19 protein-coding genes are annotated in these 20539 nt (G+C 71.4%); 9 read left to right on the forward strand and 10 right to left on the reverse strand.

What is annotated here, in order from left to right; all coding sequences use genetic code 11:
• Window positions 1-156: 156 nt before the first annotated feature.
• From ACZ4NB_RS24805 to ACZ4NB_RS24815, 3 genes are read right to left on the reverse strand one after another with little or no spacing between them, the layout of a single operon-like run.
• Complete coding sequence (locus tag ACZ4NB_RS24805; RefSeq protein ID WP_467664806.1) at window positions 157-1056, reverse strand: metal ABC transporter permease; 900 nt, start codon at window positions 1054-1056, stop codon at window positions 157-159.
• Window positions 1057-1070: 14 nt separating this feature from the next.
• Window positions 1071-1850 (reverse strand): metal ABC transporter ATP-binding protein, encoded by a 780-nt coding sequence (locus ACZ4NB_RS24810; protein WP_467664808.1) that lies wholly within the window; start codon window positions 1848-1850, stop codon window positions 1071-1073.
• A gap of 41 nt (window positions 1851-1891) precedes the next feature.
• Window positions 1892-2857 (reverse strand): metal ABC transporter substrate-binding protein, encoded by a 966-nt coding sequence (locus ACZ4NB_RS24815; RefSeq protein WP_467664810.1) that lies wholly within the window; start codon window positions 2855-2857, stop codon window positions 1892-1894.
• Between the two features lie 210 nt (window positions 2858-3067).
• Between ACZ4NB_RS24815 and ACZ4NB_RS24820 the strand changes: the two genes are divergently transcribed.
• Complete coding sequence (locus ACZ4NB_RS24820) at window positions 3068-4450, forward strand: glycine--tRNA ligase (protein WP_467664812.1); 1383 nt, start codon at window positions 3068-3070, stop codon at window positions 4448-4450.
• 324 nt (window positions 4451-4774) lie between these two features.
• Here the strand turns inward: ACZ4NB_RS24820 and ACZ4NB_RS24825 are convergent, their stop codons facing one another.
• Window positions 4775-5218, reverse strand: coding sequence for a hypothetical protein (locus tag ACZ4NB_RS24825; RefSeq protein WP_467664814.1), 444 nt, complete (start codon window positions 5216-5218; stop codon window positions 4775-4777).
• Window positions 5219-5394: 176 nt separating this feature from the next.
• Here ACZ4NB_RS24825 and ACZ4NB_RS24830 point away from each other — a divergent pair, with 176 nt between their 5' ends.
• The 4 genes from ACZ4NB_RS24830 to ACZ4NB_RS24845 all read left to right on the forward strand — a co-directional run bounded on the left by ACZ4NB_RS24830 (window position 5395) and on the right by ACZ4NB_RS24845 (window position 9265).
• Window positions 5395-6621, forward strand: coding sequence for a sensor histidine kinase (locus tag ACZ4NB_RS24830; RefSeq protein ID WP_467664816.1), 1227 nt, complete (start codon window positions 5395-5397; stop codon window positions 6619-6621).
• An 8-nt stretch (window positions 6622-6629) separates the two neighbouring features.
• Window positions 6630-7268, forward strand: a complete 639-nt coding sequence (locus ACZ4NB_RS24835) for a response regulator (RefSeq protein WP_399147937.1) — start codon at window positions 6630-6632, stop codon at window positions 7266-7268.
• 202 nt (window positions 7269-7470) lie between these two features.
• Entirely contained in the window at window positions 7471-8364 is an 894-nt protein-coding gene (locus tag ACZ4NB_RS24840) for a D-alanyl-D-alanine carboxypeptidase family protein (RefSeq protein WP_467664818.1), read from the forward strand.
• 325 nt (window positions 8365-8689) lie between these two features.
• Window positions 8690-9265, forward strand: coding sequence for an anthrone oxygenase family protein (locus ACZ4NB_RS24845; protein WP_467664820.1), 576 nt, complete (start codon window positions 8690-8692; stop codon window positions 9263-9265).
• 46 nt (window positions 9266-9311) lie between these two features.
• On the opposite strand, the gene ACZ4NB_RS24850 is transcribed toward ACZ4NB_RS24845, so the two are convergent.
• The 4 genes from ACZ4NB_RS24850 to ACZ4NB_RS24865 all read right to left on the reverse strand — a co-directional run bounded on the left by ACZ4NB_RS24850 (window position 9312) and on the right by ACZ4NB_RS24865 (window position 12746).
• Window positions 9312-9452 carry a hypothetical protein gene (locus ACZ4NB_RS24850; RefSeq protein ID WP_467664822.1) on the reverse strand — a complete coding sequence of 47 codons (141 nt, stop codon included), beginning with the start codon at window positions 9450-9452 and terminating at the stop codon, window positions 9312-9314.
• Between the two features lie 47 nt (window positions 9453-9499).
• Window positions 9500-10081, reverse strand: coding sequence for a TetR/AcrR family transcriptional regulator (locus tag ACZ4NB_RS24855; RefSeq protein ID WP_467664824.1), 582 nt, complete (start codon window positions 10079-10081; stop codon window positions 9500-9502).
• Window positions 10082-10173: 92 nt separating this feature from the next.
• Window positions 10174-11178, reverse strand: coding sequence for an aldo/keto reductase (locus ACZ4NB_RS24860; protein ID WP_467664826.1), 1005 nt, complete (start codon window positions 11176-11178; stop codon window positions 10174-10176).
• A 116-nt stretch (window positions 11179-11294) separates the two neighbouring features.
• A complete protein-coding gene (locus ACZ4NB_RS24865) occupies window positions 11295-12746 on the reverse strand; it encodes an MFS transporter (RefSeq protein ID WP_467664828.1) in 1452 nt (483 codons plus the stop codon).
• Window positions 12747-12847: 101 nt separating this feature from the next.
• On the opposite strand from ACZ4NB_RS24865, the gene ACZ4NB_RS24870 reads away from it, so the two are divergent.
• A complete protein-coding gene (locus ACZ4NB_RS24870) occupies window positions 12848-13768 on the forward strand; it encodes a helix-turn-helix transcriptional regulator (RefSeq protein WP_467664829.1) in 921 nt (306 codons plus the stop codon).
• Window positions 13769-13799: 31 nt separating this feature from the next.
• Here ACZ4NB_RS24870 and ACZ4NB_RS24875 read toward each other — a convergent pair whose 3' ends face one another.
• Entirely contained in the window at window positions 13800-15263 is a 1464-nt protein-coding gene (locus ACZ4NB_RS24875) for an MFS transporter (RefSeq protein ID WP_467664831.1), read from the reverse strand.
• A gap of 177 nt (window positions 15264-15440) precedes the next feature.
• Here ACZ4NB_RS24875 and dusB point away from each other — a divergent pair, with 177 nt between their 5' ends.
• Together dusB and ACZ4NB_RS24885 are read left to right on the forward strand one after the other, a co-directional pair.
• Complete coding sequence (gene dusB / locus ACZ4NB_RS24880; protein ID WP_467664833.1) at window positions 15441-16568, forward strand: tRNA dihydrouridine synthase DusB; 1128 nt, start codon at window positions 15441-15443, stop codon at window positions 16566-16568.
• Window positions 16569-16894: 326 nt separating this feature from the next.
• Complete coding sequence (locus ACZ4NB_RS24885; protein WP_467664835.1) at window positions 16895-17512, forward strand: MarR family winged helix-turn-helix transcriptional regulator; 618 nt, start codon at window positions 16895-16897, stop codon at window positions 17510-17512.
• Window positions 17513-17573: 61 nt separating this feature from the next.
• Here the strand turns inward: ACZ4NB_RS24885 and ACZ4NB_RS24890 are convergent, their stop codons facing one another.
• Complete coding sequence (locus tag ACZ4NB_RS24890) at window positions 17574-18491, reverse strand: helix-turn-helix transcriptional regulator (RefSeq protein ID WP_467664837.1); 918 nt, start codon at window positions 18489-18491, stop codon at window positions 17574-17576.
• A 102-nt stretch (window positions 18492-18593) separates the two neighbouring features.
• Here ACZ4NB_RS24890 and ACZ4NB_RS24895 point away from each other — a divergent pair, with 102 nt between their 5' ends.
• Complete coding sequence (locus ACZ4NB_RS24895; protein ID WP_467664839.1) at window positions 18594-20135, forward strand: MFS transporter; 1542 nt, start codon at window positions 18594-18596, stop codon at window positions 20133-20135.
• Window positions 20136-20539: the final 404 nt, after the last annotated feature.

Here is a 20539-nt window from a genome sequence, read left to right on the forward strand (position 1 = left end):
TCCCTGCGCATGCGTCCCGCCATTGTGCCAGGTGATGCCCGGATCCCCGGTGGGACGCTTACCGCTGCGCGGACATCTCCCCGTCCCCCCGTGGGCACATCTGCACGTACCCCTTTACGTATATCCATGCGCCGACTCGGGCGGGCTTAGGCGGCGCTATCCGGCCACGTTCACGTCGTCCGCGGGGGTGCGGCCGCCGGGTACCTCCAGGGTGCACCCCGTACCGGTCTGTGCGGCAGCCTTTGCGCGCCTTTTCGCCAGCGGCCCGGCGAGCGAGGTGAAGACGACGAACAGGCCGATGGCGAGCAGCACGATCGTCGCGCCGGATGGCACGTCCACGTAGTAGGAGGCGGTGGTGCCCGTAAGAGTGACCGCCACACCGATCGCCACGGCCACCGTGAAGGTGACCGCGAAGCTGCGGCTGATCTGCTGCGCGGCCGCGACCGGGATCACCATCAGGGCGCTGACCAGCAGCAGGCCGACCACGCGCATGGCGACGGTGACGGTGACCGCGGCGGTCACGGCGATCAGGAGGTTGAGCACCCGCACCGGCAGGCCGGTCACCCGGGCGAACTCCTCGTCCTGGCAGACGGCGAACAGCTGGCGGCGCAGGCCGACCGTGATCGCCAGCACCAGCGCGGCGAGCACGCAGATCGTCGTCATGTCCTGCGGCGAGACGGTGGTGATCGAGCCGAAGAGGTAGGTGCCGAAGTTGGCGTTGGAGCCGGCGTCGGACAGGCTCATCAGCATCACACCGCCCGCCATACCGCCGTAGAACAGCATGGCCAGCGCGAGATCGCCGCGGGTCCTGCCGTACCAGCGGATCAGCTCCATGACGACGGAGCCGGTGACGGCGACGGCGGTGGCGACCCAGACGGGGCTCTGGTTGAGCAGGAAGCCGAGGCCGACGCCGGTGAGCGCGACATGGCCGATGCCGTCGCCCATCAGGGCCTGGCGGCGCTGGACGAGGTAGATGCCGATGGCGGGGGCGGTGACGCCGACGATCAGGGCGGCGATCAGGGCCCGCTGCATGAAGGGGTAACTGAGGATTTCCATGGCGATGACAGGCCCTAGGTCAGCAGGCCGGTGCGGAGCGGCTCCGCGGCGGCGTCGGCGTGTGGGTGGACGTGGTCGTGGCCGGGCAGCGCGTGCTGGCCGACGGCCTCGGGCGGCGGGCCGTCGTGGACGACGCAGCCGTCGCGCAGCACCACCGCGCGGTCGATCAGCGGCTCCAGCGGGCCCAGCTCGTGCAGGACGAGCAGGACCGTGGTGCCGGCGGCGACCTGTTCGCGCAGGGCGGCGGCGAGCACCTCCTGGCTGGCCAGGTCGACGCCGGCCATCGGCTCGTCCATGATCAGCAGTTCCGGTTCGCCGGCCAGCGCCCTGGCTATCAGCACCCGCTGGTGCTGCCCGCCGGAGAGCGCGTCGACGGAGTCCTTGGCGCGGTCGGCCATCCCGACCAGCTCCAGGGCGCGGTGCACGGCGGCCCGGTCGGCCTTGCGCAGGATGCCCAGCTTCGTACGGGCCAGGCGGCCGGCGGTGACGACCTCGCGGACGGTGGCGGGGACCCCGCCGGCCGCGGTGGTGCGCTGCGGGACGTACCCGATCCGGGCCCAGTCCTTGAAGCGGCCGAACTCCGTACCGAAGAGGGACAGCGCGCCGCCGGTGAGCGGGACCTGGCCGATCACCGAGCGCACGGCGGTGGACTTGCCCGATCCGTTGGCGCCCAGCAGCGCGACGACCTCGCCGGAGCGGACGGTGAGGTCGACGCCGCGCAGCACGGGGCGGGCGCCGAGGGAGGCGGTGGCGCCGCGCAGGTCGATGACCGGCTGGGGTTGCGGCTGGTTCACGGTGTCCTCCGTAACGGGCTGGGGCGGTGGGACGGGGCGGGTCACTTGGTGCCGAGGGCCTTCTGCAGGGCGGCGAGGTTGGCGCGCTGCACGCCGAAGTAGTCCTTGCCGCGGGACTTGGTGGTGATCCCTTCCAGCGGGTCGAGCACATCGGTCTTCAGGTGCAGATCGCCGGCCAGGGTCCTGGCGGTGGCCGGGTTGGCGATCGTCTCGAAGAAGACCGTGGAGACGTGGTGCTCGGCGGCGAGGGAGTGCAGGCTCCTGATGCGGTGGGCGCTGGGCTCGGACTCGGGGTCGAGTCCGCTGATGGCCTCCTCGGTGAGGCCGTAGCGCTCGGCGAGGTAGCCGAAGGCGGCGTGGGTGGTGATGAAGGTGTCGGACGCCCGCTTCTTCAGCCCGTTCCTGAAGTCGGTGTCCAGCGCCCGGAGCTTCTTCACCAGTGCGTCGGTGTTCTTCTGGTAGTCGGCCTTGTGGCCCGGGTCGGCCTTGGCGAGGGTCTTGTTGACGCCCTCGGCGACCTCGGCGTACTTCACCGGATCCAGCCAGATGTGCGGGTCCTTTCCGCCCTCGGACCCGGAGTGCGCGTGCTCGCCGCCGGCGTGGTCGTGGTCGTGGCCGTCGACCTCGGCGCCGTGGGCTTCGAGGGAGGTCAGGGCCGCCGCGTCGGCGACGTTCTCGACGCCGGACTGGGCGATCGCGCTGTCCACGGCGGGCTGCAGGCCCTTGAGGTAGACGACCGCGCCGGCCGCGCTGAGCTGGGCGGTCTGCTGGGCGGTGAGGGTCAGGTCGTGCGGCTCGACGCCGGGCTTGGTGAGACCGGTCACCTCGACGTGCTCGCCGCCGATCTGCTGGGCGAGGAATTCCATCGGGTAGAAGGACGCCGCCACCTTCAGCTTGCCGTCATCCGTGCGCGTCGTGTCGGCCGTGGAGCAGGAGGTAAGGGCCAGGAGGCCGAGTACCGCGGCTCCGGCGACGGCGGCGGTGGATATGTGACGGCGTATGTTCATGACAGTCATTTTCAACAAACTTGGAAACGGTTGTCAACAAGGTCGGGGCGGGTGTGAGCGGGGCGACAGTGGTGCGAAACCGATTTGGCCTGGGGGGTGCGCCCGCCGGTACCCTGAACTATTCGTCCATCCGTCTCCCGACCACCCCCCAGCGCGAGACGCCCGGGCGTATGCCCATTCATCGTTCGTCGTCGTAATGAAGAGAGCACCGTGGCCGCCGACAAGATCGATACCATCGTCAGCCTGAGCAAGCGCCGTGGCTTCGTATACCCCTGCAGTGAGATCTACGGCGGCTCTCGGGCTGCCTGGGACTACGGTCCGCTGGGCGTCGAGCTCAAGGAGAACATCAAGCGTCAGTGGTGGCGCTCCATGGTCACCTCGCGCGACGACGTCGTCGGTCTCGACTCGTCGGTGATCCTGGCCCCCGAGGTGTGGCAGGCGTCCGGCCACGTCGCCACCTTCACCGACCCGCTCACCGAGTGCACCTCCTGCCACAAGCGCTTCCGCGCGGACCACCTGGAGGAGGCGTACGAGGCCAAGCACGGCAAGCTCCCCGCGAACGGCCTCGCCGACATCAACTGCCCGCACTGCGGCAACAAGGGCGGCTTCACCGAGCCCAAGCAGTTCTCCGGCCTGCTCTCCACCCACCTCGGCCCGTCGCAGGACACCGCCTCGGTCGCCTACCTGCGCCCCGAGACCGCCCAGGGCATCTTCACCAACTTCGCCCAGGTCCAGCAGACCTCCCGCAAGAAGCCGCCGTTCGGCATCGCGCAGATGGGCAAGTCCTTCCGGAACGAGATCACTCCGGGCAACTTCATCTTCCGCACCCGTGAGTTCGAGCAGATGGAGATGGAGTTCTTCGTCAAGCCGGGCGAGGACGAGCAGTGGCAGGAGTACTGGATGGAGCAGCGCTGGAACTGGTACCGCGACCTCGGTATCCGCGAGGAGAACATCCGCTGGTACGAGCACCCGGCCGAGAAGCTCTCGCACTACTCCAAGCGCACCGCTGACATCGAGTACCGCTTCAACTTCGGCGGCACCGAGTTCTCCGAGCTGGAGGGCGTGGCCAACCGCACCGACTACGACCTGTCCGCGCACTCCAAGGCGTCCGGCCAGGACCTGTCCTACTTCGACCAGGAGGCCGGCGAGCGCTGGACTCCGTACGTCATCGAGCCGGCGGCCGGTGTGAACCGCGCGATGCTCGCCTTCATGCTCGACGCGTACGTCGAGGACGAGGCGCCCAACGCTAAGGGCAAGATGGAGAAGCGCACGGTCATGCAGCTCGACCCGCGCCTGGCGCCGGTCAAGGTCGCGGTGCTGCCGCTGTCGCGCAACCCGCAGCTGTCGCCGAAGGCCAAGGGCCTCGCCGCCGACCTGCGCAAGAACTGGAACATCGAGTTCGACGACGCGGGCGCCATCGGCCGCCGCTACCGCCGCCAGGACGAGATCGGCACGCCGTTCTGCGTCACGGTCGACTTCGACACCCTCGACGACAACGCCGTCACCGTGCGCGAGCGCGACACGATGAAGCAGGAGCGGGTGTCGCTGGACCAGATCCAGTCGTACCTGGGCGGTCGACTGCTGGGCTGCTAGTCCCTGGCGGGGCGGTGTCGATGTAGTCCGTCGCGGGGTGGCGTCGGAGGAGGCCCTCGCGGGGTGGTGTCGGCGTAGCACCGTCGTATTGCCGCAAAGTGCCGGTCGGGCTCGGAGTCATCCGGGTCCGGCCGGCACTTTTGTGTGTGGGGGTGTGGGCTGTCGGTTGTCGGTTGTCGTGCCGGAATACCGTTCCCTGCCTCCGCGTTGTGGCCCCGCAGGGGGGCCTCGCGCCCCCTACGGGATGTGTTCGCCCACCCCCTAAGGCCCCCCACCCCCTAAGGCCCCCGCCCCCTAAGTGCCCCACCTGCCCCGGCGCCCCCACTACCCCCGCGCCCGCCCCGCCGCGAGCCACGCGCACAGGGCCGCCAGGGGGAGTTCGGCCGCGACGGCCATGGCTATGGCGGTGGCCAGTTCCGGGCCGGGGGCGGCGGTGGCGAGGTCGATGCAGGCGTCGGCGAGGAGGAGGACGGCCGCGGCGGCCGCGGGCGCGCGGTGGCGGTGGCGGTGGCCGCCGCGCAGCAGGCGGGTGCCGGCGGTGAGGAGTGCGGCGGCTTCCAGCGCGTCGAGGGCGACCCAGGCGGCCGCCTCGGCGGGTGGGAGCGTGCCGGCGAGGTAGCCGAGCCAGGGGAGCAGGGCGAGACCTGCTCCCGCCAGGATGCGGCCCTGCCACCGGCGGGCGGCGCCGACCCTTGCGGGCCCGTGGCAGGCCACCGGCGTCGCGTAACGTCCGTCGTCCGCAGGGGAGTTGAAGGCGGTCAAAGCCATGGCAGGGGTCTCTTCCGGTGTCTGGAACCCGGCCGTCGGGCTCGTGATCAAGACTCCGGTTTCCGCCGGCCGCAGTCAGTAACGCCGCTGTCCGACCTGGGGTGGCACTAGCTACACCCCCGGTACGGCAGCGGACTTCATGGCGGCCCGCGGTGCCCGCCGCCTACGGTTGGATCATGAAAATCCCGCCCCGGCTGCGGCGCGTGCTCACCCGCCTGACCCGCGATACGTCGTTCCTCGCCCTGGGGGCGCCGCTGCACCTGTTCATCGGGTTCCTGCTGTTCATGATCTTCGGCCTCGTCTGGGAGATCATCGAGGGGCACGACGCCGGCGTGCCGGTGGTCCTGGGCTTCACGGTGGTGCTGACGGTGCTCTCCGTACCGGCACTGACCGCCGCCCAGCGCTGGCGCTTCCGGCAGCTGCTCGGGATCGACATCCGACCTTCGGGATGGCGGCGGCCGCAGCGGCAGTTCGGCTACCACTGCCTGCTCGGCACGCTGCTCGGCGGGCTCGAAGCGCTGCTGCTGTCCCTGCTGCTGGCGGGCCTGGCCGCCGCCACGGTGTACGTATGGATCTGGGGGGTGCCCTTCACCTGGCGGGCCGGCCACCCCGGCTACACCACCCAGGCGTTCTACGTCACCCTCGCCGGCCTCGCCGCGCTCGCCGCCGTCCCCTCCCTCGCCGCGGCCCTGGTGCGCCTTGAGACGCGCCTCGGCCCCGAACTGCTGGGGCCCGACCCGAGCGCGGACCTGGTGCGGCGGGTGGCCGACCTCACCGAGAGCCGCGCCGGGGCGGTGGACGCCGCGGACGCCGAACGGCGGCGCATCGAACGCGATCTGCACGACGGGGCGCAGCAGCGACTGGTGTCGCTGGCGCTGAATCTGGGGCTGGCCAAGGCCACGCTGACGGATCTGCCGCCGGAGGTGCGGGAGGTCATCGACACCGCGCACCGCGAGGCGAAGGAGGCGATCGAGGAGCTGAGCAGCCTGGTGCGGGGGCTGCACCCCGCCGTACTCGACGAACTGGGGCTGGATGCGGCGCTCTCCGGACTCGCGGCCCGTGCGCCGCTGCCCGTACGGCTGCGGGTGGATCTGCCGCCGGAGCTGCCGCAGCGGGCGACGCCGGCCGTCGAGGCGGTCGCGTACTTCGTCGTCTCCGAGGCGCTGACGAACATCGCCAAGCATGCGCCGCAGGCGACCAGGGCGGATGTGACGGTCACCCGGCTCGGCGGGATACTGCGGGTGGTGATCGCCGACGACGGTATGGGCGGGGCCGATCCGTCCAAGGGGAGCGGTCTGACGGGGCTTGCCCAGCGAGTGCGGTCCGTGGACGGGACATTCCGGATGAGCAGCCCCTTGGGGGGCCCGACCATGATGAGCGTGGAGCTGCCGTGCCCGATGTGAGGCGTGCCGTGATCGCCGAGGACTCCGTCCTGCTGCGGATCGGGTTGGTCAAGGTGGTGGAGATGGCCGGGTTCGAGGTGGTTGCCGAGTCCGGCGACGCGCAGGGGCTGCTGGCGGCGGTCGAGGAGCACCGGCCGGACCTGGCGGTGGTGGACGTACGGATGCCGCCCGGCTTCACGGACGAGGGGGTGCGGGCGGCGCTGTCGATCCGCCGGCAGTGGCCCGGCACGGCGGTGCTGATGCTCTCCCAGTACGTCGAGGAGCGCTATGCGGCCGATCTGCTCGCCACGAACACCAGCGGGGTGGGCTATCTGCTCAAGCAACGGGTCGCGGATGTCGAGGAGTTCATCGAGGCGCTGCGGCGGGTCGCGGACGGCGGCACCGCGCTCGACCCGCAGGTCGTCGCCCAGCTGCTGGTGCGGCGGGCGAGCGATCCGCTGGAGCGGCTGACGGCCCGCGAACGGGAAGTGCTCGCCCTGATGGCCGAGGGCCGGTCCAACGCGGGGATCGCCGCCCAGCTGGTGGTGAGCGAGAGCGCGGTGGCCAAGCACATCAACAACATCCTCGCCAAGCTCGACCTGCCGAAGGCCGACGGCGATCACCGCCGGGTGCTGGCGGTGCTGCACTTCCTTGGGATGGGTTCCTGATGCGTCGCGTAACGCGTCGTCGTTGACGTGGTGTGAGCCGCTGCCCGTCCGCTGTGGTTCCGCCGTGGTTCCGCCGCGTGAAATGGCGGAAATAAACGCCGTCGGCGCGCATCCATTGGTCAGTCTCAGGCGTCTCACGACCGAGCGGCTTTCTCATATGGGCCGCACTGCAGGGGTATCAGGGGTATTTGGAGTATTCAATTTGAAAACTGGCATCAAGGGCATTCGTCGCGTCTCCGCAGTTGCCCTCACCGCGGGAGCCGTTCTGACGGCCGGGGTGTTCGCCGCCCCGGCGCAGGCCGCCACGCTCCCGACGCCCACGGTCGTCGCCAAGGGCGGCTTCGTGATGAACAACGGCACGGGTAAGACGCTGTACACCAAGGCTGCGGACACCCGTCGCTCCACCGGCTCCACCACCAAGATCATGACGGCCCGGGTGGTGCTCGCGCAGCCGAATCTCAACCTGGACTCCAAGGTCACGGTCCAGAAGGCGTACAGCGACTACATCGTCAACAACGACTGGGCCTCGTCGGCCCGGCTGATCGTCGGCGACAAGGTCACGGTCCGTCAGCTGCTGTACGGGCTGATGCTGCCGTCGGGCTGCGACGCGGCGTACGCGCTGGCGGACAAGTTCGGCAGCGGCTCCACGCGGGAAGCGCGCGTGAAGTCGTTCATCGGCAAGATGAACTCGACCGCCAAGAGCCTCGGGCTGACGAACACGCACTTCGACTCGTTCGACGGCATCGGGCACGGCGCGAACTACTCGACCCCGCGCGATCTGACCAAGCTGGCCAGCAGCGCGATGAAGTACTCCACGTTCCGCTCCGTCGTGAAGACGAAGTCGACGAAGCAGAAGGTCACCACCAAGAGCGGTGGCTACCGCTACATGGAGTGGACCAACACCAACGGCCTGCTCGGCAGCTACGCCGGCACCATCGGCGTCAAGACCGGCTCGGGCCCGGAGGCCAAGTACTGCCTGGTCTTCGCCGCCACCCGGAACGGCAAGACCGTCATCGGCACGGTCCTCGCTTCCTCCTCGGTCGCCGACCGCACGGCGGACGCGAAGAAGCTGATGGACTACGCCTTCAAGAAGTAACCCGGGCGAGCCCGTCGGCCCGAACCGGGCCAGGCGTGGGGCCCGTCCGCGACCACACGGTCGCGGGCGGGCCCCTTCGCCGTCTTGGCGGCGGGTTTCGTAGCGGCTTGGGTAGCGGTCGCGGGGCGGGCCTCGTAGGGTCCTTCGCGACGGCGGCGGGCGGCTATGGAGAAGCCGGAGAGGTCTGGAGAGCGGGGAAATCCAGAGCACCCCGGAGAAGCGGGCGAGGCCGAAGAGGTCCGAAGAGGTCCGAAGACGCCCGTAGGGTCCGGAGTGGCCGGAGCGGCCGGAGCAGCCCGGAGAAATACGGAGGAGTCGAGGAGCCATGAGAGCACTGCAGACCGCCGCGCTCCTGTTGGCGACGCTCGGCGCCGGTCTGATGGCCGGGCTGTTCGCCGCCTTCGCCTACGCGGTCATGCCCGGCCTCGCCCGGACCGGCGACCGCACCTTCGTCCAGGCCATGCAGAACATCAACCGGGCCATCGTCAACGGCTGGTTCCTGCTCCCCTTCCTGCTGCCGATCCCGCTGCTCCTCCTCGCCACGGTCCTGGCCTGGAACGGTCACGGCAGTGTGGCCCTCCCCTGGATCCTCGCCGGGCTCGCGATGTACTTGGCGGGCTTCTTCATCACCGGCGGTGTCAATGTGCCGCTCAACAACGCCCTGGACAGGGCCGCCACGGACGGCACCGCAAGCGCCTCGGAGGGTGGGGCCGACACATCGGATGGCGGGGCGGAGGCACCGGACGGCGAGCCCGTGTCGCGCGGCCGTCTCCACGCCGCCAGGGACGCCTTCGAAGGCCGGTGGGTCACCTGGAACACCGTCCGCGCCCTCGCCCACACCGCCGCCTTCGCCCTCCTGGCCTGGGCACTCTTCCTCCACGGCACGGCGGGCACGACCTAGGTGCATTCCGACACCAGGCAGGGGGTGTTCACGCCATGCGGAGTGCTCACGTCATGCGGGTGCTCACGCCGGTCGGGGTGCTCACGCCGGGCGTATCGATGACGGCGTGCATGCCGATGCCGATGCCGACGACGACATGCATGCCGATGCCGATGCCGATGCCGATGGCGCCGGGCACGTCGATCACGGGCGCTGGGCGCGCCCGCACGGCGGATCGGTGCCGCCTCGGGTGCCTCAGCTGCGCAGGCCCCGGAGGACCAGTTCGCGGACGGCCTCGAAGTCGGCGGTGATCTCCGGGCGGGACCACTCGGGGGCGTAACACGGGTCGTGGAAGCGGCCGGTGGCGTCGAAGACGGCGCGGGCGGCGATGGCGGGGGAGGGGGTCTGGAAAGCGCCCTGGCTGACGCCGGCCTCGATGATGACGGTGAGCTGGCCCTCCAGATCGGTGACATGGCGGTCGACCACACCGCCGCTCTCGCCGATCAACGTCATGTACGTGGCGAACAGTTCGGGGTCGTCGCCGGCCTTGTGCCGCTTGGCCTCGAAGAGGGCGGTCAGCCAGCGGTCCAGGCGCTCGGGGGCCGGACCCTCCTCCGCGACGATGACCGACAGCTCCTGGCTCGTACGGTCCAGCCAGCGCGCCGTGACCGCCTCCCGCAGCGCCGCCTTCGTACGGAAGTGGCGGTAGACGCTGCCGTGGCTGACGCCCAGGGCGCGTGCCACGTCCACGACCGTGGCCTTGGCCGGGCCGTAGCGGCGCAGTACCTCCTCGGTGGCTTCGAGGATGCGCTCGGGGGTCAACGTCTCGGGGGGCATGGGGCGGGGGGCCTTTCGGAGCGAGCGGGCGGGGCGGCGGGCGCCAGGTACCTACGGACGGTACCTGGCCCGTGCCGCCGGGCGCCCGCCGGTCAGCGCTCGCTGTCCAGATGAGCCATCTGATCGGTCGGGTATCGCTCGCCGGCGGCGGCGTCGGCCGGGATCGCCTGCTCGATCTCGGCCAGCTCCCCGGCGTCCAGGCTGATGTCGAGGGCACCGAGCGCTTCGGTCAGGCGGTCGCGCCGGCGGGCGCCGACCAGCGGGACGATGTCCTCGCCACGGGAGAGCACCCAGGCGATGGCGGTCTGGGCGACCGAGACGCCCTTCTGCTCGGCGATCTTGCGGAGCGCGTCCACCAGATCGAGGTTGCGCGAGAGGTTCTCGCCCTGGAAGCGCGGGCTCATCCCGCGGAAGTCGTTCGCGGCGAGCTTGCGGTCGCGGCTGAAGTGGCCGCTGATCAGGCCGCGGGAGAGCACGCCGTACGCGGTGATGCCGATGCCCAGCTCGCGGGCGGTGGGCAGGATCGCGTCCTCGATGCCTCGGGAGATGAGGGAGTACTCGATCTGGAGGTCGGAGATCGGGGCGACGGCGGCAGCCCGGCGCAGGGACTCCGCGCCCACCTCGGAGAGGCCGATGTGCCGCACATGGCCGGCCTCGACCAGCTCGGCGATGGCGCCGACGGTCTCCTCGATCGGGACGTCCGGGTCGATCCGGGCGATCCGATAGATGTCGATGTGGTCGGTGCCCAGGCGCTGGAGGGAGTACGCGGCGAAGTTCTTCACCGCGTTCGGCCGGCCGTCATAGCCGGTGAAGCCGCCCTCGACCGTGCGCAGGGCGCCGAACTTGACGCTGGTCTGCGCCTTCTCGCGGGCCGCCGCGGGGGCGGTGCGCAGGGCTTCGTTGATCAGTAGTTCGTTGTGGCCCATGCCGTAGAAGTCGCCGGTGTCGAGCAGCGTGATGCCGGCGTCGAGGGCGGCGTGGATGGTGGCGATGGACTCGCTGCGGTCGCTGTCGCCGTAGAGGGCGGACATGCCCATGCAGCCGAGGCCGAGGGCGGAGGTCTGCGGGCCGCTGGTGCCCAGGGTGCGGGTCTGCACTGCGTACTCCTGAGAGGGATGGGGGACGGGGATGCAGTGCATTCACTATGGCATGACGGCTGACAGATTTCAATATCTGTCAGCCGTCATGGTGAGAGAGGAGGTGCGGGTCTCCGTCAGCGCACCGTGCGGGGCAGGCGCAGCGCGAGGGCCGTCGTGCCCGCGACGATCGCCAGCTGCGTCAGCAGGGCGGCGAGCAGCGCATCGCGGATGCCGACGGCCGGCAGCAGCGCGAGGAAGAGGGTGCCGAGGGTCGCCACGCCCAGGGCGAGGCCGGACTGCTGGGTGGTGACCATGACCCCGCCGCCCACGCCCGCCTGCGCGACCGGCAGTTCGCTCAGCACGATGCGCAGCAGCACCGGCAGCACCATGCCCTGGCCGAAGCCGAGCACCGCCATGCTCGGCGCGAGGCCGGCCACCGAGGTGCCGGGCCAGCTCGTGTGCACGGTCAGCGCCAGGGCGATCAGCCCGGCGCCCTGGATCAGCGAACCGGCGATCACCACCCGCCGCCCGAACCGCCGTATCAGCCGCGGCCCGGCCAGCGAGGCGAGGAAGAAGGTGACGCAGAGCGGCGCCAGCGACACGCCGGCCGCGAACGGGCCGTAGTGCAGACCGTTCTGGAGCGCCACGGCCACCACGAACATGAACCCGCCGAAGCCCAGCGAGAACGGGACGATCATGGCCAGGCCGCTGTTCACCGAGGGGATGCGCAGCAGCGACGGCGGCACCAGGGGGGTGCGGCCGGCGCCTTCGGCCCGGCGCTCGACGTACAGGAACGCGGCGCCGGCGAAGGGGAAGACGGCCAGCAGGACCCAGGACCACAGCGGCCAGCCGGCCGCCCGGCCCTCGGTCAGCGGCAGCAGCAGGGTGATCAGGGCGGTGGCGAGCAGTACGGTGCCGGGAACGTCGGCCCGGGCCGGGCGCGGGGAGCGGGTCTCGGGGACCGTACGCGCCGCCAGCAGCCAGGCCGCCGCGGCGATCGGGACGTTCACCAGGAAGACCGCGCGCCAGCCGGTGCCCGCCAGGTCGGCGGAGACCAGCAGACCGCCGAGCACCTGTCCTACGGCGCTGGAGACACCGGCCGTACCGCCGTAGAGGCTGACGGCCTTGGCGCGCCGCTTGCCGGTGGTGGTGGCCTGGATGGTGGCCAGGACCTGCGGCAGCAGCAGCGCGGCCGCCGCGCCCTGCGCGACGCGGGCGCCCACCAGAGTCCCGGCGTCCGGCGCGAGACCACAGGCCAGCGAGGTCAGACCGAAGGCGGCCAGGCCCCACAGGAACAGCCGGCGGCGGCCGATGGTGTCGCCGAGCCGGCCCCCGAGGACCAGCAGCGTCGCGTACGCGACCCCGTAGCCGGCCACCACCATCTCCAGCATCGCGGCGCCCGCGTGCAGATCGTGGTCGATGGTCGGCAGGGCGACATTGACGATGAAGAAGTCGATCAGGGGGAGGGCCGCGCCCAGCAGGACGGTCAGCAGGCCCAGTGGGGTCAGCGCGGCCGTGGCGGGGTGCTGCCGCGGGGCGTCCGCCGGGGCTTCCAGGATGGTGGTCTGTGTTCCGGTATCGCTCACGGGGTCGACGATCGTCGACCGCTCAGACGGGTACCAGAGTTTCCTTATCCTGGTACTCGTGCTACCTGGCAACCGGCTGGGGCCTGCGGCAGGCTGGAGGCATGACCGTCGACGCGCCCCTGACGCAGGCTGCCACACGTCCCGTTGCCGCCGCTGCCCCGCCGGCCGTCGCCGCCCCGCGCGACGACACCGCCCGCCGGGCCGAGCTGGCCGCCTTCCTGCGCAGCCGCCGCGAGCGGATCACCCCCGAGCAGGTCGGCCTGCCGCGCGGCAGGCGCCGGCGGACCCCCGGACTGCGCCGCGAGGAGGTCGCACACCTGGGGGCGGTCGGTGTCACCTGGTACACCTGGCTGGAACAGGCCCGGGACATCCACGTATCACCGCAGGTCCTGGACGCGGTGGCCCGCGCGCTGCTGCTCGACCGCGCCGAGCGCAGCCACCTCTTCGCGCTGGCCGGGGCGGTCGACCCGCTACCGGGCAGGGAGTGCACGGGCGTACCGCGCGAGTTGCGGCAGATCCTGGGGCAGCTCGCCCCGTTCCCCGCGGTCATCCAGAACAGCCGGTTCGACATCCTCGCCTACAACAGCACCTACGGGCAGCTGATGTGCGACCTCGACGCGCTGCCCGAGGAGGACCGCAACTGCATGTGGCTGGCGTTCACCCACCCCGAGTGGCGGGCGAGCGTGGTCGATCTGGACGCCACGATGCGGGTGATGGCCGCCAAGTTCCGGGCTTCGATGGCCGAGCATGTCGCGGAGCCGGCCTGGAAGGCGCTGGTCGCACGGCTCACGGAGGCGTCGCCGGAGTTCCGGGAGATCTGGGCGCAGCACGAGGTCGTCCGCCCGATGAGCTCCGTCAAGCTCTTCCGGCATCCGCGGGTGGGCGTACTGCAGCTGACGGCGACGAGCCTGTGGACGGGGCCCAACCCCGGGCCCAAGCTGCTGTCCTACACCCCCGTGGACGAGACGTCCCGCGAGCGGCTGCAGCAGCTGGAGGAACTGGCGGCGCGCGCCGCGGCGTAGACGGGCGGGCTGCGGAGCAGACTGCCGTTACTCACGACCGCGCCCCCTCCGCCCCCGTCGCCCGCTCACCCCGTCGTTCCTCCTCGAACAGTGACGCCGTGCGGGCTGCCGTCGCCCTCGCCCACCGGCCCGTCGTCAGGGCGCCGAGCAGCAGGACGGCGGCACCGCAGCCGGTGATGATCCACCAGGCGGGGCGGCCGGCCGCGAGGAACTCGTCCTCGGTGGCCGCGGCGTGCGCCCCGCCCGCCAGTACGGCGCCGATCACCGCAACGCCGAGGGACTGCCCCACCTGCCGGCTGGTGGAGGCCACGGCGGCGGCCACCCCGGCCTGGGCGCGCGGCATGCCGGACACCGCGGTGTTGGTGATCGGCGCGTTGACCAGGCCGAAGCCGATCCCGAAGAGGACGTAGCCGGTGAACATCAAGGCGGCCGACGACTGCGCGTCGAAGGCGGCGAAGAGCAGTCCGCTGGCGCCCATCGCGGTACCCGCGAGCAGCAGTGGCAGCCGCGGCCCGCGGCCGCCCACCAGCCGCCCCGACACCGGCGCCCAGATCAGCGTCATCCCCGCCATCGGCAGCATGTAGAGCCCGGCGGACAGGGCGGACAGCCCGCGGATGTTCTGCAGGTACAGGGTGTTGATGAACAGGAAGCCGCCGAGCGCGGCGAAGGCGCAGACCGCCACGACGGTGGCGCCGCTGAACGGGGCGCTGTGGAAGAACCGCAGATCGAGCAGCGGCTCGGCGCGGCGCCGCTCGTAGGCGATCAGTGCCGCCAGCGAGACGATCGCCACCAGCACGCACGCGGTGATCTCGGTGGACGCCCAGCCGGCGGCCGGCGCCTCGATGATCGCGTACGTCAGCGAGCCGAGCAGGGTGATCACCAGCAGCTGGCCGACCGGGTCGACCCGGCGCGGCCGGGGCGCGCGCGACTCGGGCACGTAGCGCAGGGTGAGCAGAAGCGCGAGGGCACCGATCGGGACGTTGATCCAGAAGATCGAGCGCCAGCCGACGCTCTGCACCAGCAGCCCGCCGATCACCGGCCCGGCCGCCATGCTGATACCGACGACGCCGCCCCACACCCCGATGGCGCGGGCCCGCTCCCGGGGCTCGGTGAAGGTGTTGGTGATGATCGACATCGCGACGGGGTTGAGCATCGAGCCGCCGACCGCCTGCACCATCCGGAAGACCACCAGCCACCCCAGGTCCGGCGCCAGGCTGCACAGCAGCGACCCGATCGCGAAGACCACCAGCCCGACCAGGAAGACCCGTCGCCGCCCGAGCCGGTCGGCGGTCGACCCGGCCAGCATCAGCAGCGACGCCAGCACCAGCGTGTAGGCGTCGATCGTCCACTGCAGGCCGGCGACCGAGGCGCTCAGTTCGCGCTGCATGGAGGGCAGGGCGACGTTCAGGACGGTGTTGTCGAGGCTGACGATCAGCAGGCTCAGGCAGCAGATCGCCAGGACGAGGAGTCGACGCCGGCGGCTGAGGTCAGGCATGGTTGAACGCTACAACCATCTGGGCCGGTCGGCTCTGGCGGGGCCACTCCGGCGGCTCTGGCAGGGCCACTCCCGCGGTGCGGGACAATAGGAGGTCGCAGCGGCCGGTCCCCCCGTACGGCCGAGGCCCGCCCGCCCCGCCAACGGAAGTCGAAGAAAGCCGAAGGTATCGCCGCCATGACTCTGCTGCAGATCGGTCCGCACGCGGTGCAGCCGCCCGTGGTCCTCGCGCCGATGGCGGGGATCACCAACGCCCCGTTCCGGACGCTGTGCCGGGAGTTCTCCGGCGGCAAGGGCCTCTTCGTCAGCGAGATGATCACGACGCGGGCGCTGGTCGAGCGCAACGAGAAGACCATGCAGCTGATCCACTTCGACGAGACCGAGAAGCCGCGCTCGATCCAGCTCTACGGCGTCGACCCGGACACCGTCGGCAAGGCCGCCCGCATGATCGCGGAGGAGGACCTCGCCGACCACATCGATCTCAACTTCGGCTGCCCGGTCCCGAAGGTGACCCGCAAGGGCGGCGGCTCCGCGCTGCCGTACAAGCGCAACCTGCTGCGCTCCATCCTGCGCGAGGCGGTGGCGAACGCGGGCGCGCTGCCGGTGACGATGAAGATGCGCAAGGGCATCGACGACGACCACATCACCTACCTGGACGCCGGGCGGATCGCCGCCCAGGAGGGCGTCACCGCGATCGCCCTGCACGGACGGACCGCCTCCCAGCACTACGGCGGCACCGCCGACTGGGACGCCATCGCCCGCCTCAAGGAGCACGTCCCCGAGATCCCGGTGCTCGGCAACGGCGACATCTGGTCCGCCGACGACGCCAAGCGGATGATGCGGGAGACCGGCTGCGACGGGGTCGTCGTGGGGCGCGGCTGCCTGGGTCGGCCCTGGCTCTTCGGCGACCTGGTGGCGGCGTTCGAGGGCACCGGCACCTACGCCCAGCCGACGCTCAAGGAGGTCGCGGCGGTGATGCTGCGGCACGCCACGCTGCTCGGCGAGTGGATCGGCGACGAGGCGCGCGGTGTGATCGACTTCCGTAAGCACGTCGCCTGGTACACCAAGGGCTTCTCGGTCGGTTCCGAGATGCGCCGCAGCCTCGCGGTCACCTCCTCGCTCGACGAGCTGGACGCGCTGCTGTCGGAGCTGGACCTCGATCAGCCGTGGCCGGCGGGCGCGGACGGCCCGCGCGGCCGTACGTCGGGCCGCAACCGCGTCGTCCTGCCGGACGGCTGGCTGGACGACCCCTACGACTGCCGGGGCGTCGACGCGGACGCCGAGCTGGACACCTCGGGCGGCTGAGACCGGCCGCACCCGGGGCGCCTCGTCGCACGGCTCCCCCGAACGGGGGAGCCGGACCCCGGCGTCTCCCCCCTGCTGGTGAGGCGCCCCACTGCTCGGCGCAGCAGCATTGCCCGTGCCACACCGGCCCGCCGCGGTACGGGGGTTCGCGGCGGAGCCGGGCGTGTCGGCGGCACGGATGAGGAACGGGCGGTGAGCGCCGCGCTACCGTTTGAGTCCGTACGGGGTGCGGGCGCACGGCCGACCGTACGGCCGCGCACCGCCCCCGGCAGGCAGCGGGCAGGTTGCGGACCGGCACCGCGGACGACGCCGAGGGAGATGCCGTGGTGAACGCAGACCCTGTCCTGTGGGCCACCGAGCAGGCCGGGGCCAGGGAGAAGCCCGGGAGCGCCGGAGACACCGAGCGGGCCGTCCAGGCCAAGCTCGGTGACACTCCCGTCCGTTACGAGCAGATGGCCGCGGTGGCGAACATCTACCGCGCGGCGGCCGCGGTGCGCCAGCACTTCGAGAACTCCGTACTGCGCGGCGCCGAGCTGACCTGGACGTCCTTCGTCGTGCTGTGGGTGGTGTGGATCCGTGGCGAGCGGGAGACCCGCCGGGTCGCCGAGGAGGCGGGCATCTCCAAGGGCACGCTCACCGGCGTCGCCCGCACCCTCCAGACCCGCGGTCTGATGGAGCGCAGGGCGCATCCGGACGACGGGCGGCTCGCCCTGCTCTCCCTGACGCCCGAGGGCGAGCGGCTGATGGCCCGGGTCTTCCCGGAGTTCAACGCCGAGGAGGCATTCGTCACCGAGGGGTTGAGCGACGACGAGGCGCTGGACCTGGCGGATCTGCTGCGCCGGGTCGTGGTGCAGGTCGAGACCCGGGGCGCCCAGCGGCGACTGGAGCTGCTGGACGGCCAGGCCCCGCCACCACGGCGCAGCGGCCGACGGGCGAAGCGATAGGGCCTGTCCGCGGTCAGGACTCCGACGACCAGGACTGCGACCACCAGGGCCCGACCACTCATCAGCTCCCCGCCCCCGCCCCCGCGGCCACCAGCCCCGCCGCTCCGATCTCCCGGTAGCGGTCGAGCAGTTCGCCGATCACCCGGGCCGCGTCCTGGTCGGCGGGCGTATAGACCCACATCTTGGCGTCGGGGACGGCGGTCGTCGTGAAACCCGTGGCGGTGATCGCGACGGTGCGGCCGTCGACGGTACGGAATTGCTTGCGGTGCGTGACCGGTGCCGAGACCTCGTGCCGGGACCACAGTTCCACGAAAAGCGGGCTGGCCTCGGAGAGTTTCCGGATATACGCGCGCCAGCGCGGATCGGTCAGCCGCCGCCCGAATTCGGCCCGCAACTGCCCGACCATGAAGGAGACTTCCCGTTCCCAGTCGACCAGCGGCTGACTTTCCTCGTCCGCCGTGAAAAGCCGCCACAGCACATTGCGGTCGGACGGCGCGAGCAACTCCATCCGCGGGTCGAGCGCGGCGTATGCGTCGTTGAAAGCCAGTACGTCATATCCGGCGGACGCCACACTCGCCGGCAACGGGCTCAGCGAATCCAGAATGGTCTGCAAGTTCTGCGCCTCGGGCGGCAGCGGATGCCGGGCCGGCGGGCAGCCGACGGCGCCGGGGACACCGGCGAGCCGGTGCAGATGGGCGCGCTCCTCCGGGCCGAGCAGCAGCGCGCGGGCGATGGCGTCGAGCACCTGCACGCTCGGATTGATCGCCCGGCCCTGTTCGAGCCAGGTGTACCAGGCCACTCCGACGCCGGCGCGCTGGGCGACCTCCTCGCGGCGCAGTCCCGGGGTGCGCCGTCGCGGCCCGCCGGGCAGGCCCACCTCCTCGGGCGTGATGCGCTCCCGGCGGAGTCGCAGGAACGCGGCGAGTTCACCGCGCCGGGAGGCCGCGGCGGCTGCGCTACGGGTGGTGATCGCTGACACCGCACCATCATGCGGGATGCCGTCACGCCGTGCCAGATACCGCCGGTACCAGGATCACTGGATCTCTGGTACCCGAATACGGCGGTCGTGATCATCGCTGTCATGAGTGAGTCGACCTACGACCCGGATATCCCCGTAACGCGGCCGACGCCGGCCGCCGCCCCGCCCCACCGGAAGAGAAACCGACCGCACCCCAACGGAATTCTCCTCGTCATTCTCGGCGCGGTGTTCATGGCGCTGCTGGACGCGACCGTGGTGAATGTCGCCACCCCGACGATGCGCACCGATCTCCATGCCACCGGTTCCGCACTCCAGTTGATTGTCGCCGGCTATACGATTTCCTATGCCGCGCTGCTGATAACCGGCGCCCGGCTCGGCGCCCGGCACGGATTCCGCACCGTCTTCCTGCTCGGCCTCGCCACCTTCACCCTGGCCTCGTTCGGCTGCGGGCTGGCACCAGGGGCGGGGGTGCTGATCGGCGCCCGTGTGGTCCAGGGTGTCGGCGCGGGGCTGATGGTTCCCCAGATCTACAGCCTGATCCAGCTGACGTTCGAAGGCCGGGCCAGGGCCCGGGCGTTGAGCCTGTACGCGACGGTGGTCGCCCTGGCCGTGGTGGTCGGCCAGGTCGCCGGCGGGCTGCTGGTCAGCGCGGACCTGTTCGGCACCGGCTGGCGCCCGGTCTTCCTGATCAATGTGCCGGTGGGGGCGGCGCTGCTGGTCGCGGCGGTGAGGCTGCTGCCGCGCCGGACCGCCCCGTCGTCCAAGGGGCTGGACCTGCCCGGCGTCCTCACGCTGACCACCGCGCTGCTGCTGCTGGTCGTCCCGCTGGTCCTGGGCCATGAGCAGCACTGGCCGCGGTGGGCCGTTGGCGCTCTGATCGCCGCGGTCCCGGCGTTCGCGCTGTTCGTGCTGGTCGAGCGGGCCGTTGCCCGCCGGGGCGGCGCGCCGCTCGTCCCGGGCCGGGTGCTGAGGTCGCGAGCCCTGGTGTGCGGTGCCGCCGCCCTCTTCTTCAGCATGGCCGGATACGCCGGCTTCCTGTTCTCCTTCTCCCAGCACCTGCAGTCGGGGCTCGGCGAGTCCGCGATCCGCGCCGGGCTGACCTTCGCACCGCTGGCCCTCGGCGTCGCCACCGGCAGCCTCACCTGGCAGAGGCTGCCCGCCCGTTGGCATCTGCGCATGATCGCCGCCGCCTGCGTGCTGGCCGCGGCCGGCTACCTCGGCATCGGCCTTACCCTGAGCGCGGGCGGCCGGGGCGGTCTCGTACTCCTGGTGCTCCAGCTGCTGTGGGGCCTCGGCCTGGGCTACACCACCAGTCCGCTGCTGACCCTCGCCCTGTCCGGCATCGCCCCCGCCGATGCCGCCGATGCCAGCGGGGTGCTCACCACCGTCCCGCAGATCGCCCAAGTCGTCGGTGTCGCCGCGTACGGCAGCGTCTTTCTGTCCCTCGCCGACGGGCCGCAGGCGGCCGGCACCCAGGCCGGATCCGTCTCCGCAGCCGTACCCGGATCCGTGTCCGCGGCCGCTTCCGCATCCGCCGAAGCCCTGCACGCCACCGCGCTGCCGGTCGCGGTCGGCGCCCTGCTCGGTGCGCTGGCGCTGGTCCCGCTGCTCCGCGGCCGTACCGGAAGGGCCTCGCGGCGGTGATCCGGTCCGGGGGCCCGCGCGGTGGACAGGTGATCGTGCACGAGACCACGGCGCGTGAGTGGTGCTCCCCCTCCTCGCATCCGGGCCGATGTCGGCAAGCGGCCGGCCGAACGGGGCGATGAGCTCGACGCACCTCATGTGGTGCCGGCCGAGCGGTATACGAACCCGGACGTCGACACGGCCTTCCCGCCGACCGGGAACTATGGCCTGATCCTGACGCTCGGTGCCCCGCCCCCGAGTTGCTGGGGCCCGGCCCCCGGTTCCCGTGGGCGACCCGAATCAGCGGGTGGCCGAATTGCGTGCAGATCTGCCGTCCGTCCGGGAGCGGGCACGCATCCTGGTCGACGGTTTCGTGGATCGGGTGGCGGCCGCAGCGGGTCCAAATGATGGGACCCCAGCACACA

Source organism: Streptomyces sp. NPDC026575 (assembly GCF_055567415.1).